Source organism: Marinilabilia rubra, assembly GCF_003121985.1.
Classification (GTDB): domain Bacteria; phylum Bacteroidota; class Bacteroidia; order Bacteroidales; family Marinilabiliaceae; genus Marinilabilia; species Marinilabilia rubra.
The window spans coordinates 58,127-71,886 of record NZ_QEWP01000018.1 but is presented as its reverse complement, the minus strand read 5'-3'; the positions used below and the strand labels follow the sequence as shown (position 1 = coordinate 71,886).

The window sequence follows — 13,760 nt, the reverse complement described above, 5'->3', positions numbered from 1 at the left end:
TGGTTTAATGGTAGATTATCAGCGATTTAATGATGATCTTTTTTAATATGCCTGGTATGGCTTAAACAAGAAAAAAACAAAATGATGAATATACAAAGTCTGTCAAAGATAAGTGGATGCATAGTTTTTGCAGGTTTTATCTCAATGATGTATTCCTGCGGTGGATCAACCCATCAGGAACATGATGGTCATAATGCTCCCGAACATTTGGAAGCGGGGAATGAAGAAGATCTTCACAGTGGGCATAATCATGAGGCTGGAAGCCTTGCAGCTGAGAAGGAGGAACTGGAAGAGAATCAGGTGCTGGTGACGCATCTTCAGATGGAAAATGTAGGTATTCAGACAGGTCATCCTACAAAAGAGCATCTGTCTAATTTGGTAAAAGCTTTCGGAAATGTGACTTTACCACCTTCTTACGAAGCTTCGGTAAGCCCCTTTGTTGGAGGTGAGGTGACGGATATTGGTGTAATAGAAGGGGATTATGTAAGAAAAGGTCAGGTGCTGGCTTTCATTGAGCATCCCGATATCCTGGAGTTACAGCGCAACTATCTTGAAGCTCGTAACCTGGATAAATACCTCAAAAATGAATATGAACGTCAGAGCAGGTTGCTGAAAGACAGTGTTAACGCGGCCAGGACGGTTCAAAAAGCAGAGTCGGAGTATCAAAATAATCTGGCTCGGTTGCAAAGCTTAAAACGCGAATTGGAGTTGGTAAACATTACTCCATCTGATATCCGGCCGGAGAATTTGAGTGCCGGTTATCCTATTTTGGCACCAATTTCAGGTTATGTGGCATCTGTAATGGTCAATACCGGCATTCATGTCCCCGGACAAAAGGAGATTTTTCACATTGCTGATAATGAAAACGCCCACCTGGATTTAATGGTTTTTGAGAAAGATATTGCCGCCATCAAGAGCGGTCAGAATCTGACTTTTAACTTAGCCAATAACTCCCTCGCCACTCCATTGCGTGGAGTTATCCGAATGAAATCATCCCGTTTCGACACTGAGTCTCGCACAGCACTGGTTCATGCCGATATTGAGGAGATGCATGAGGGGGTTCTGCCCGGGATGGCTGTTACTGCCTGGATTCAAACCGGGGGTAAGGCTGTTTGGGCATTGCCTGAAGAAGCCGTTGTGCAGGAGCAGGGGAAAAGTTATGTATTCAGGCTCATCGAAGGTGAGGAGCATGATCACGAGGCCCATTCAGAAGAAAATAGTCATGAGGATCACTCAGAGGAACATGATCATGAGGCTCATGCAGAGGGGCATAATCATGACCATTCTGAAGGAGGGCATGCAAATGAGGAAGAGGGCAATCATGAGGAGTTTATGATATTTGAGAGGATTGAGGTAACTACCGGCCTTAATGAAGGAGGTTTTGTAGAAATCGAATTGCCAGATAATCATTACTACGAATCTGGGTTCGCCGTTGAAAATGCTCAGGCATTATTGTCTGAGATGAAAAAAGGCGGAGCCGGAGGGCATTCAGGGCATAACCATTAAAACAAAATGATGGCAAACCTCTGCGTTTCCCAGTGTTCTCTGTGGTTAAACTTAAATAATAACCGGCATTGGTGGTTATTTTTTTAATCCACAGACACAGGGCACCGCAGGGGGCTATCTGCACCTGTCTATTTTACCTGAAAATCAAAGAAATTCTCATCTTCGATATATCCCTGCATCCGGTCACCAATTTTAACCGGACCAACACCTGAAGGCGTTCCGGTGTAAATGAAGTCACCAATCTTAAGAGTGAAATATTTTGAGACATGAGAAATGATTTGATCGATATTGAAGATCATATCATGTGTGTTTCCTTTCTGGCGCGTTTCGCCATTGATGTCCAGGTGGAATTTTAAGTTGTTGAGATCCTGGTATTCTTCTTTTCTGACAAAATTCGAAATAACGGCTGAATGGTCAAATGCTTTGCATTTTTCCCATGGAAGCCCTTTCTGCTTTAGTTTGTCCTGTAAATCGCGTGCCGTAAAGTCAATGCCCAGGCCTATCTCATCATAATAACGATGGGCAAACTGTTCCTCAATGTTTTTCCCCAGACGGTTGATACGAACAACAATCTCAACTTCATAGTGGAAGGACTCTGCAAAATCAGGAATAAAAAAAGGATCGTTATTCCTCAGTAATGCAGTGTCTGGTTTTGAGAAAATCACCGGTTCTGAAGGTAAAGGGTTTTTAAGTTCTTTGGCGTGCTCTTCGTAATTACGGCCGATACAAAGTAATTTCATAATTACCCCTGATTGAAAGCGTTTCTTAACTTAATATTGGTTAATACCTTTTTGGTGAAAAGAGGAAAATCTCCGTTCATCATCCACCCGTAGTAACCGGGGTCGGTTTCCAGAACATCCACCACCTTTTTACCCTTGTATTTGCCAAAGTTGAAAAGTTCTTCTCCTTTGTCGTTGAATATAATTCGTCCTGCAAAGTCGGCGTTGCGGTTATGTGCTGAGAACTTTGACAACCATTCAACGTCGTTCTTTAAATCAGAGTAGCGATCAAGCTGGGATTTTAAAACCTCGTAAGTGGCCCGGGTATCAGCCTCAGCACTATGAGCGTCATCCAGATTCTTGTCGCAATAGAATTTATAGGCCGCTTCCAGCGTACGTTTTTCCATCTTATGAAAGATGGTTTGTACGTCAATGAACTTCCTTTTAGTCATGTCGAAGTCAACTTCAGCACGAATAAATTCCTCAGCTAACAGAGGTACATCGAATTTATTGGAATTGTATCCTGCAATGTCACATCCTTCCATAAAAGTCGCCAGCTCACGGGCTACTTCCTTAAATGTAGGAGCATCGGCAACGTCTGCATCCAGAATGCCATGGATGTCGGAAGATCTTTTCGGAATCGGCATCTCGGGATTTATGCGAAGAGTTTTAGTCTCTTCGGTGCCGTCGGTATTAATTTTTAAAATGGAAATCTCAACAATACGGTCTGCGGCAATGTTAATGCCGGTGGTTTCAAGATCGAAAAAAACGATCGCGTTTTTTAGGTTTAACTGCATGAATTTTTAATTACGTCTTAAATCAGGTGTTTGGAAAAAAATGAATAGCAAAAATAGGCATTTGATGTGAGGATACCTAAAGGTGGTGACAACTTCATTTCCCATATTTTTCAACAAACTTTGGCCAAACATCCTCATTGAGCCATTTAAAATGTGGTGCTATGCGTCGGATCTTTTGATAAGTATTTCGGGCCATTTCAATTTGGCCGGTTTTCTCATAGCTCAATCCTAGGGTAATCAAAGTATTAATGTAAAACCAGTGGTGCTGGTGGTAGGGTGTCTTGGCGTTTTCCATTTTATCAATTGCATGCTTGTAATGATGTAGTGCCACGGCTTTATCTCCCCCAAGTAAGGAGGGCATGTAATACATCTGGTTGCCTTTCTCAACCAGGTAATGAACATTGGTTGAATCGATTTCCGCTGCTGTTTTGAGGGCGGAAACACTTTTAGGACCAAGAATCAATGTTTTGTAACGGGCGAGTGCCATCTCAAAACCATAAAAACCGCTTTTTATTGCATAAGGGGCGGCCCCGGATTCTGGCAATTCAAGCAATTCTTCCAGATGGTCCCACCCACTATCCAGATAGTCTTCTGCTTCGTCTTCTTTGTCATTGCCCAGGCAATAGCCAATGTAGCCATACCAGGCAAGCGTTACATCAAACAACTCTTCGTAATTTCCTTTCTCCCTTTCTCTGTCCATCTGCTCCATGGTTTGCTTCCAAGCTTCCATCCGGGTGGTTGTATAGCACTTAAAGAAAAGACTGTCACGATTTTGACTGATAACGCTGTTCACGCTTAAAAAGAGCAACAGTATGACAGCAAAAATTATTAAATGGTTCTTCCTTTCCATGTGGTTTTTCTGTTAATGTGTTGAAGCGTGGCCTGTATAAAAAGGTGCACCAACCCAATTTGTTGCAAAGGCAGATATATTAAATTCTTTATGATTGGCTGATGGCTGGCCAGGGAGACGAAAATACGCATTGTTACTAATAAACTTAAATAAAAAGGTAGTCCCCAATCAGGATAGCTTAGCATTACAGGCCACCATCCAAGAACTGAGAAGAATACATAAACCCAGCCCATGGCCATGCTTCCTCCAAAGAAGAACCGTGCACTTCTGGAAAGGCCGGACAGGGCTTCGCGATAACTGGAATACATGCGGCAGTGCAATCCTTCGGGAGCGAGTGCTGTATGTAGTTTTAACCGTTTCTTTTTTATATGCTGAGCAATGGCCACATCTTCTACAGCTGTCTGACGAAGCTCTTTGTGAAACAGGTATTTCCGGTATATTTCAGAATCAAACATCATAAACTGTCCATTGGCAGCAACCATCATGGAGATGGGAATAAAACTGGCTATTGCCATAGGTAAAAGTGAAACTAAAATGATATTGACTTGGGCTACGAGCATCCATTCACCTGGTGTTCTCATTTCCTGAATAGGGAAAAACGAAAACAGTGAAAGTTGGTCTTTTTTCATTCGTGAAAGTGCCAGGTCAATAGCTTCTTGATTTACTTTCACATCTGCATCCAGATATAGAAGGTACTTGCCTTTTGCCTGATCAGCTAATTGATGACATGCATGGTTCTTGCCCAGCCAACCCGAAGGAAGTACGTTTCCTTCAATCAAGCGGATTCGTTTGTCGTAGCGGGCCCAGATTTTGACTTCTGAAGCAGTTTCGTCTTCTGATTGATCGTCGTATATCAAAATTTCCCCAATGGTGTTATCGCACTTTATCAGACCATTCAATAATATTGGTAGGTTGTGAGCCTCATTTCTGGCAGGAACTAAAACGGATATTTCCCCTTCCTTTTTGTTGAGATTGCCTTTTTTGGGGTGTTTGGTAATTAGGTTGAATAGAGCTATTGACCAGCGGGTGATGATGATCAACAGGGAGAGTATGGCCAGGATTTTTATGATGTTCATAGTCTCGGTTTTACTACATTTTCCGGTTCAACGATCTTATGTCATTTTCTTTATCAAATGTAGTTCATTTGCTTAAACATTAAGATCTGCTTTCTGGTTTTGTTTTTTTATACATTCAGAAAAGAATATGTTGAAATGATCTTCAATGCTTTGTTTTTTTAATTCCTCAGATCTTAAGTCTTTTATGTACATCGAAAGGGTGGGTTTTTTATGAGAAAAATAATCAGTGAGGACAACCACCATTTTTAGTAAGTTTTTCTCACTGTTTAATAAAAATTGGGCACCGTCTTCAAATTTCACCGGATAATCAGCCTGGGACCTTATTTTTCCCTGTGGATACATTAAAAGTAAATTGTCGGGATCTTTTAACAGTTTCCGGGCGTATCGTAAAGTTTTAATGGATGAAGGCAGGTTTTTTTGGATTGAAAAAGCACCTGCACGGGAAAGAAATTTCCTTGATCTTAATTGCTCTTCAAGCATCATTACATGAAATTTCTTTTTCCATAATCTGTGGTTCAGGTAATTGATGAAGAATCCATCCCACCATGAGAAATGATTACTCACAACCAGAATAGGATCTTTACTTCTTTGAGTATCTCCTTCTATAAAAACCTTTCTGAAATGGGTTTTTATCATTATGCCGGAGTAGTGTTTAAAGAACCATACAAAAAAAGGATTATGAGATGCTTCAATCATAGACCTGTTGTTTGATTGATCAGGTTAAGTAAAACAAAAAAGGCAATCTGTGAAACGATTAATCTCTCGGCCACCGGATTGTTATAACTGTTTTTGGATACTTTGAAAATGCTAAAAAAGATGAAAGAGATAATAAACCAGGCCAAATAGTTTTGAACAGGAACAATTTGCCCTTTCCAGCCCCACATGTTAGTGGCCATGGCTATAGGCTCGAGAAAAACATCATAACCAGTCATTATAGTAGCTCCCAGTAAAAGTTGGGTGGGTGTATCGGTCACCGCCTTTTGAACAATTTGCCAAATAATATAAATAAGCATCCACCAGTTGAGACCTATTAAGACAGGGGTATGAAATATCTTTGGGCCAAGAGCTTCCCCATATTGATATTCACCAAAAATAATTCCGGAACTTACTCCGATGGCTTCTATGAAAAAACCTCCCAGAAAGACAAAAAGAGAGGAGATGATAAAACCCGCATCCCACTTTTTGTGAAACAGGAATAAAAGCACTATTGACATGAAAATAGATAATCCGATAAGGTTGGTGAACAACTCACGAGAGTAGGGGATGGCAAAGCCAGCCACACCTACCGCATAGTAGATAATCCAAAAACGGTTAATTTTGGACGAGTTGATGTGCTTTTTTGTAAAGTTGGATATTTGATCTCTCATATTTTTTCAATTACCTTTTCAACGATGGATGCTGAAGCCAGACAAAGCGGTATTCCTCCTCCCGGGTGAACACTGCCACCGGTAAAAAAAAGATTTTTATATTTGGTCGATTGGTTTTTGTGTCTTAGAAAAGCTGACCAGATGGAGTTGGAATTATTGCCGTAAAGCGCTCCTTTATGTGATCCTGTAAATTCCTGAATAGAATGAGGGGTAGCCACTTCCTCAAAAAGAATATAAGGCGTGGGATCTGTTTTCAGAACCCTTTTTATCTTTTCGATGATGTTTTTTCTGGCAACTTGTTTCAATTCTTCCCAATTCCGGTCTCCCAAAGGTGGAACATTGATCATTACAAACCAGTTTTCTTTTCCCGGGGGGGCATCCGATTTTATTGTTTTAGAACTGATGAACAGGTATACTGTAGGATCGTGGAATAGTTCACGGGTTTTAAAAAGTGATTTGAATTCTTCGCGATAATCCGCAGAAAACAGGATGTTGTGGACTTCTAAATCAGGAAAAGAGCGATCCATTCCCCAATAGAAAATTAATGCAGATGAGGACAACGATGGGTTTTTTACAGATTTGGGGGCTTTAAGAGAGGCTGCCGGTTTTCTGTAAAATGCATTAACATCCACATCAGAAATAAAAAGATCAGCTTCAAAGTCTCCCTGATTAGTGCGAACTGACAAAACCTTAGTGTCGCTGATTTTTAGTTCCTTTACCTCGGTGTTAAAGAGGAAGTCAATACCTGAGTTTTCAGCCTTTTTGCGGATCGCTTCTACAATGCTATACATGCCTTTGTCGGGGAAAAAGGCGCCGGAGTTATGTTCCAGGTGGGAAATCATATTCAACATAGACGAAGCCAGATAAGGTGAGGATCCATTGTAAGTGGCATAGCGATCGAAAAGCTGAACAACTTGCGGACTGCGGAAATGCTGTTTGTTTTCACCATGCATTGTCCTTAAGGGATTGACCTTCATTAAAGGTTTTAGTTTCTGGGGATTCAGTTTTTTTGATACCTCCAATGCTTTGTTTAGGGGATTGAAAATGAATATATCGGATGCGGCTTCATAACGTTTTTGGGCAATTTTCAGATAATCAAGTATTTTTTTCCGGGGTTCTCCGGTTTGAAGATTTATTTCGTCTGCAAATTCTGCTGGGTCTTCAAATGCATTAATCTGAGTGCCGTCCTCATAAAAATAACGGCAAACGTTATCCAGTTGATGGTATGAAAAAGAAGGGACATCACCTGTGCTGCCGATATTTAACAATTCATCTACCAGGGAGGGAAGGGTGAACAATGAGGGACCTGTGTCGAAGCGAAACCCATCTTTCTTGATTTCTCCTATTTTTCCGCCCGGGCGAAAGTTCTTTTCAAGCACAACAACATGGTACCCTTTGTTTGCCAGTCTCACGGCTGTAGCCATACCACCTATTCCGGCACCTATTATTATACATTTTTTCTGTTTCATAAAAATGTTTAAACTCTAAACAAAAAATGCTTTCAGGATGTTTAGTTAAAGTTTTGTGTTTATTCTTATTTTAATGATAAACGTCAATTGTTCTTATTTTTTATTGTGCAATTTAATGGTTTGTTTTTAAAACATATAGACGGTATTTAGATTTAATCCATTTTATACTTGAAAATACTGAAAAAATAATAGAAATTTAAGTAGCAACCGATATAATATAGATTTGAATGAGTAAAATTCTAATTACAGGAGCAGGGCTTGGTGGTTTATCAACTGCTTTGCGACTTACCAGTAAAGGGCATCAGGTTAAGGTGGTTGAAAAATTCCATCAGCCCGGCGGTCGCCTCAATAAGCTCTCTAAGGATGGTTTTACTTTTGATATGGGGCCCTCCTTCTTCAGTATGAGCTATGAATTTCATGAGCTGGCTCGTTCCTGCGACTGGGAATTACCATTCGAATTTCATGAATTGGATCCATTGTATGCCGTTAATTTTGCTGATACAGGCAAAACTTTTAAAATTTATAAGGATCCAAAGAAACTGGCTGCTGAGTTTGACGGCATAGAACCCAATCTTGAAGAAAAACTCAATAAATACCTCCAAACAACAGGAGCTCTTTTCCATGATACGGAAAATTTGATTATCAGAAGAAATTTTAATCATTGGTGGGAATACCTGCAGGCTTTGGTTCAGGTTCCTCTTAAACATGCACCGAAGTTGATGAGGTCTTTCTGGAGTGAAGTTGAACACCATTTTGAATCACGTGAAGTGAAGGAGATTCTGTCACTTGTGGCATTTTTTCTTGGAGGAACACCTTTTGATACCCCGGCTGTGTTTACGATGTTGTCGTATACTGAACTGAAGCATGATGGCTATTACAATGTTAAGGGGGGAATGTATAAGATCGTAGAAGGCCTGATGGATGAACTTAAGCGCAGGGGTGTTGAATTTCATTTCAATACCACTATTGTTGATTTTGACTCGATTAACGGCCACTTAAGAGCTTTAATTGACAAAAATGGAAATCGGTGGGAAGCCGATCATTTTGTGGTTAATGCTGATGCAGCTCTTTTTCGGGGAAAGATTCTGAGACGACCTGCCTTCAGGCCCGAAAAGTTGGATCAAATGCGTTGGACAATGGCCCCGTTAACCATTTATTTAGGGATTAAGGGGAAAATACCGCATGTTCATCATCACAACTATTTCCTGGGGCCCAATTTTAAGGATTATGCCAATAAGCTGTTTAAGAATGAGGTTTCTCTGGAGAAACCCTATTACTATGTCAATGTATTGTCGCGGCATAATCCCGAAAGTGCCCCTGAAGGATGTGAATCTTTATTCATTCTGGTTCCGGTTCCGGATCTTCGATTCCGACCCGATTGGAGTGATGGGGAGGAGATAACTGAAGGTATATTGAAAGATCTTTCGGAGAGGATTGATTATGATTTAATTGGAAATCGATTGTCACAAACCATCTATACACCTAAGGAATGGGAGAAAATGTTTGACCTGCACCGTGGAAGCGGTCTTGGATTGGGGCATAATATGGGACAGATGGGATATCTGCGCCCATCTAACAAGGATGAGAAATTCAGTAATCTCTATTATACCGGGGCTTCAACAACCCCTGGTACCGGACTGCCGATGGTAGTGATCGGATCAAAATTAACCGTAGAACAGATGAATTTATGAGCACTATTGATCTTTACAACATGAATGCGTTGGCGTGCAGCAAAAGCACTACCAAGCGTTACAGTACCAGTTTTTCGCTGGGAATAAAATTGTTGGCACCGGAGGTGAGAGAAGCTGTTTATGCTATCTACGGATTTGTAAGGTTTGCCGATGAGATTGTGGATACTTTTCACAATCATAACAAAGCTGAATTGCTTCAACGGTTTAGAAAAGAGACTTATATGGCTATCGATGAGGGTATATCAACCAATCCCATCTTGCATAGTTTTCAGATGGCTGTTAATAAATACAGCATTGATAATGAATTGATAGAGGCCTTTTTTGAAAGTATGGCCATGGATCTGGACTACAAAAAGTACGATCGTCAAAATTTTATATCCTATATCTATGGCTCGGCCGAAGTGGTTGGTCTTATGTGCCTGAGGGTTTTTTATAAAAATGATCCTGATGGCTATGAAGCACTAAAACATCCGGCACGGAAGTTGGGTGAGGCTTTTCAGAAGGTTAACTTTCTGAGGGATGTACAATCAGACCTCGAAGAACGTGGCAGAACTTATTTTCCAGGTGTGGATTTGTTTAACTTCTCGTTGGTTCAGAAGGAGAAAATTGAAAAAGAAATTGAGCAAGACTTTAAAGAAGCCTATAAAGGGATTGTTAAGCTTAAAAAAGAAGCTCGTCTCGGAGTTTACATCGCTTATATTTATTATCTCAAACTATTCAGAAAAATTAAAGAGACTCCTCCTAAAACAATTATGCACAGAAGAATCAGAGTCAGCAACTGGGTTAAAATGGGGCTGTTGTTTCAGGGAGTTATGAAGCATGAGTTTGGACAGGTTTGATAAATATTATTTTTAGCTCTTTGTAATCGATGATAATATTTTTGCCTGCGAAATTTAATGGGATTTGAGCCGGAGATGAAGTTATACCTTTGTTTCTGGCTCTGTTATTTTTCTTTGTTTTTGTGATGCATCGAATACAGGAGGGGCCGAATTTTACCTCGAACTGTTAATCTCAACTCAGGTGCATATATCCAAAATCTAATAATTTACCTCTGGGCTTTTAGTAAAGATTGATTATATTAGTTTTTATCAAAATCAAGTTCTATGTCTGGTATAACAAAGTTTTTAATCTGGCTCAGTCCAAGAAAACTATTCATAAATGCTCAGGTGAAAATTGAAAAGTCATGGCTTGGATCGAATTATGGAGGCTTTTATGTGCATCTCCCGATTCTTGATGCCAGCAGTACAGTTTTCTCGTTTGGCGTAGGTGAGGATATCAGTTTTGATCAGGCATTGATTGAGGAAAAAGAAGTTTCAGTACAAACTTTCGATCCAACGCCAAGGGTTAATGAATTTATTCAACCACATCTCCTGAAAAACGAAAATCTTTCCTTTTCCAATTATGGACTTGCCGCACAGAATGGGGAAGTGCTTTTTTATCCTCCGGAAGACGCCGTTCATGTAAGCTGTTCGGTGGTACCAAATAAACAAACAAGGGAAAGCGCTTACAAGGTTCAGATGAAAAGGCTGGTGTCAATCCTGGAGGAAAAGGATATTGGGGAGATAGACTTGTTGAAGTTGGATATTGAAGGTGGCGAATATGATGTGATCCCGGATATTGTTAAAGATAAGATTCGAATAAAACAGCTGCAGCTGGAAATTCATCCTGATCTTTTTCCGGATGGAAGGCAGAAAACTAAAAAGCTGATTAAATTACTTAACGAGGCCGGGTTTAAAATATTTGGCGTATCTGATACTTGCAGAGAACTATCTTTTATTAATGTGGATTTCGTATAACAATACTCCGTTATCCCGATGGATCGGGATTACAATAGATTTGTAATTAATTGATTATATGAATTTTTTCTTTTTGTTAATGTGCAGTTTTTCAGCGTTATACGAATTGTCTTGCATCTAACCTGACTGCCGTCAGGCAGGTATCTAAAAATCTAATGATCTATTGTTCTAATTGGCTTGAAAAGCAGGCTTTTGCCTGATTTGAATTAACCTTTTTGTATTGGCAAAAAAAGCCCGGGATTTATTTTTTAGTTTGACTCCCGGGCCTTTTCTTGCCGTTCATTTCATCTATTCAATGATCGTCATTTCGTCCAGAAGATAACCTGCACCCGCAAACTTATCTATGATAAATAATGCATAGCGGATATCGAGTGAAATATTCCGGCATTGTTCAGGGTTGAACATCAAATCACTCATAACACCTTCCCAGGCACGGTCGAAGTTTACACCAATCAGATGGCCTTCGGCATTTACAACCGGACTGCCTGAATTACCTCCGGTGGTATGGTTGGTGGCAAGGAAGCAAACAGGAACGGTGCCATCTACTTCATACCGGCCATAGTCTTTTTGTCGGTAAAGCGTTTTCAGTTTCTCAGGCACACGGTAGTCATAAATTTCCGGGTTGTCTTTTTCCATAATGCCTTCGATAGTGGTTAGATGCTCATATTCAATGGCATCACGTGCTTCATAACCTTTTACTTTACCATATCCTACACGAAGGGTGAAATTGGCATCAGGATAAAAAACTTTATCTGATTCAAATTCCATTTGTGCCTTCATGTAAATGCGGTTCAGACTGTCATTTTTCTGTCGCAGAGAGTTGTAAAGGGGGTAAAGCTGATCCCGATAGGTTTCCATAAATGTTTTATAGAGCTTCCAGGCCGGATCTTTTCTTACTTTTTTGATGCTTCTCTCCGAAAATCCTTCCAAAAGGGCAAGGGCTGAAGTTTTGTCAGCAAATAGTGTTTTGCGGAATAACTTTTCAGTATAGGCCTGGAAATCATTGTTGAATTTTTCATTGATACGGCGATAGACATCAGGTAGAAATTCCGGATTAACACTCTGCGAATACAAGGATAGGATATCTGCTGTCACTTCTTTGTCAATGGGTTGGTAATAGTCTTTAAAAAAGTCATTGATTTTCTTTTTAACTTCCTCCTTTGCCTGACTGATCTTTTCTTCTCCAGGATCCTCTTCTGTTTCATAGAGCTTTAAAAGCGGCCGGAACATAGAGGCAACCTCAGCTACTTCAACACCATTGCGGTAAATTACTTCAAGTAGCAGATCCCGGGCCAGTTTTACATCGCCAAATTCTTCGTAGAGATCCTTGTATTCATTAAGAATTTGACCATAATGGGCTTTCCGGTCACTGTTTTTATTGACCCATTGCATGAGTTTCTCCTGATATGCTTTTTTCTTTTCCCGGGCGTTAAGGATGTCCAAACCTCTTATTTCACCACGCCATCTTTTCCATGAATTGGATACTCTTGCATTTTTTGCAGCATATTTAATACGTACTCCGGGATCCTGTTCCATATATTTATCCATAATATTAAGCTTGTGGGTACGGATCTCAATTAGCTCAGGATAAACTTTTTCTGTGAGCATTTTTAGATGATAAGAAGGTACATACTGATCGGTGCTTCCCGGATAACCGAATACCATAGTAAAGTCGCCTTCCTCAATCCCCTTTAATGATACAGGAAAATGTTTTTTGGGTATGAAAGGTTTGTTTTCTTCACTGTACTCTGCAGGTTCGTTGTTTTCATCGGCATAAATTCTGAAAACTGAAAAATCACCGGTATGACGGGGCCACATCCAGTTGTCGGTATCTCCTCCGAATTTACCGATGGCTGAGGGAGGAGCTCCTACCAGGCGTACGTCTTTATAAACTTCATTGACAAACAGGAAGTATTGATTGCCATGGAAGAAAGGCTTTATTGTGGCGGTATAATGGTTGTCTTTGGTAGCTCGTTCTTTGATTTTGCTGATGTTCTCATCAATTACTTTTTCACGTTTCTTCATGGACATGGATTCTTCAACCCCCACAAGAACACTGTCTGTAACATCTTCCATGTATTTCAAAAAAGTAACTGACAGTCCAGGGTTGGGCAATTCCTCTTCTTTTGACATTGCCCAAAAACCATTGGTCAGATAATCATTCTCTATGGTACTGTGTGATTGAATGGCAGAATAACCACAATGGTGATTGGTAATTATCAGGCCCTGGTCGGAAATTAATTCTCCGGTACACCCGCCGCCAAAAATCATTACTGCATCTTTCATACTTGCCTGATTGATGCTGTAAATGTCTTCTGCAGTAAGCCGAAAGCCCATCTCCTGCATTTCTTCAATGTTGTACTTTTCTAGTAGTAACGGAATCCACATCCCTTCCTTGGCAAATGAGGCAAATGCCAGATGAAGAGAGATTAGTACTAATAATAATTTCTTCATTTTTGATTGTTTTTTACGGTCAACAACTATGTATT

At 40.2% G+C, this 13,760-nt stretch carries 12 protein-coding genes; 4 read left to right on the top strand and 8 right to left on the bottom strand.

The genetic code is table 11. The annotated features are described in order from the left end of the window. Positions 1-81 precede the first annotated feature (81 nt). Positions 82-1,506 (top strand): efflux RND transporter periplasmic adaptor subunit, encoded by a 1,425-nt coding sequence (locus DDZ16_RS17025; protein ID WP_109265694.1) that lies wholly within the window; start codon positions 82-84, stop codon positions 1,504-1,506. A 128-nt stretch (positions 1,507-1,634) separates the two neighbouring features. On the opposite strand, the gene DDZ16_RS17020 is transcribed toward DDZ16_RS17025, so the two are convergent. The 7 genes from DDZ16_RS17020 to crtD all read right to left on the bottom strand — a co-directional run bounded on the left by DDZ16_RS17020 (position 1,635) and on the right by crtD (position 7,784). Continuing rightward, complete coding sequence (locus tag DDZ16_RS17020) at positions 1,635-2,246, bottom strand: fumarylacetoacetate hydrolase family protein (protein ID WP_109265693.1); 612 nt, start codon at positions 2,244-2,246, stop codon at positions 1,635-1,637. Between the two features lie 2 nt (positions 2,247-2,248). Beyond that, complete coding sequence (locus DDZ16_RS17015) at positions 2,249-3,022, bottom strand: 3'-5' exonuclease (RefSeq protein WP_109265692.1); 774 nt, start codon at positions 3,020-3,022, stop codon at positions 2,249-2,251. A gap of 94 nt (positions 3,023-3,116) precedes the next feature. Continuing rightward, positions 3,117-3,872 carry a tetratricopeptide repeat protein gene (locus tag DDZ16_RS17010; RefSeq protein WP_109265691.1) on the bottom strand — a complete coding sequence of 252 codons (756 nt, stop codon included), beginning with the start codon at positions 3,870-3,872 and terminating at the stop codon, positions 3,117-3,119. After that, a complete protein-coding gene (locus DDZ16_RS17005) occupies positions 3,851-4,948 on the bottom strand; it encodes a glycosyltransferase (protein WP_109265690.1) in 1,098 nt (365 codons plus the stop codon). Before DDZ16_RS17005 ends, DDZ16_RS17010 begins: the two co-directional genes overlap by 22 nt. Before the next feature lie 72 nt (positions 4,949-5,020). Then, positions 5,021-5,644 carry a lysophospholipid acyltransferase family protein gene (locus DDZ16_RS17000; RefSeq protein WP_109265689.1) on the bottom strand — a complete coding sequence of 208 codons (624 nt, stop codon included), beginning with the start codon at positions 5,642-5,644 and terminating at the stop codon, positions 5,021-5,023. After that, positions 5,641-6,315: a carotenoid biosynthesis protein gene (locus DDZ16_RS16995; protein WP_109265688.1), complete on the bottom strand. Its 675-nt coding sequence runs from the start codon at positions 6,313-6,315 to the stop codon at positions 5,641-5,643. Before DDZ16_RS16995 ends, DDZ16_RS17000 begins: the two co-directional genes overlap by 4 nt. Next, positions 6,312-7,784: a 1-hydroxycarotenoid 3,4-desaturase CrtD gene (gene crtD, locus DDZ16_RS16990; RefSeq protein ID WP_109265687.1), complete on the bottom strand. Its 1,473-nt coding sequence runs from the start codon at positions 7,782-7,784 to the stop codon at positions 6,312-6,314. Before crtD ends, DDZ16_RS16995 begins: the two co-directional genes overlap by 4 nt. Before the next feature lie 227 nt (positions 7,785-8,011). Between crtD and DDZ16_RS16985 the strand changes: the two genes are divergently transcribed. From DDZ16_RS16985 to DDZ16_RS16975, 3 genes are all read left to right on the top strand, one after another. Continuing rightward, positions 8,012-9,475 (top strand): phytoene desaturase family protein, encoded by a 1,464-nt coding sequence (locus DDZ16_RS16985; RefSeq protein WP_109265686.1) that lies wholly within the window; start codon positions 8,012-8,014, stop codon positions 9,473-9,475. Beyond that, on the top strand, positions 9,472-10,314 hold the full coding sequence (locus tag DDZ16_RS16980) for a phytoene/squalene synthase family protein (protein WP_109265685.1): 843 nt from the start codon (positions 9,472-9,474) through the stop codon (positions 10,312-10,314). The genes DDZ16_RS16985 and DDZ16_RS16980 overlap by 4 nt, the downstream gene beginning before the upstream one ends. A 264-nt stretch (positions 10,315-10,578) precedes the next feature. Further along, the gene (locus DDZ16_RS16975; RefSeq protein ID WP_109265684.1) at positions 10,579-11,271 is read left to right on the top strand and encodes an FkbM family methyltransferase; all 693 of its coding nucleotides are present in this window, start codon (positions 10,579-10,581) and stop codon (positions 11,269-11,271) included. 288 nt (positions 11,272-11,559) lie between these two features. Here the strand turns inward: DDZ16_RS16975 and DDZ16_RS16970 are convergent, their stop codons facing one another. After that, complete coding sequence (locus DDZ16_RS16970; protein WP_109265683.1) at positions 11,560-13,725, bottom strand: S46 family peptidase; 2,166 nt, start codon at positions 13,723-13,725, stop codon at positions 11,560-11,562. Between the last annotated feature and the right edge of the window lie 35 nt (positions 13,726-13,760).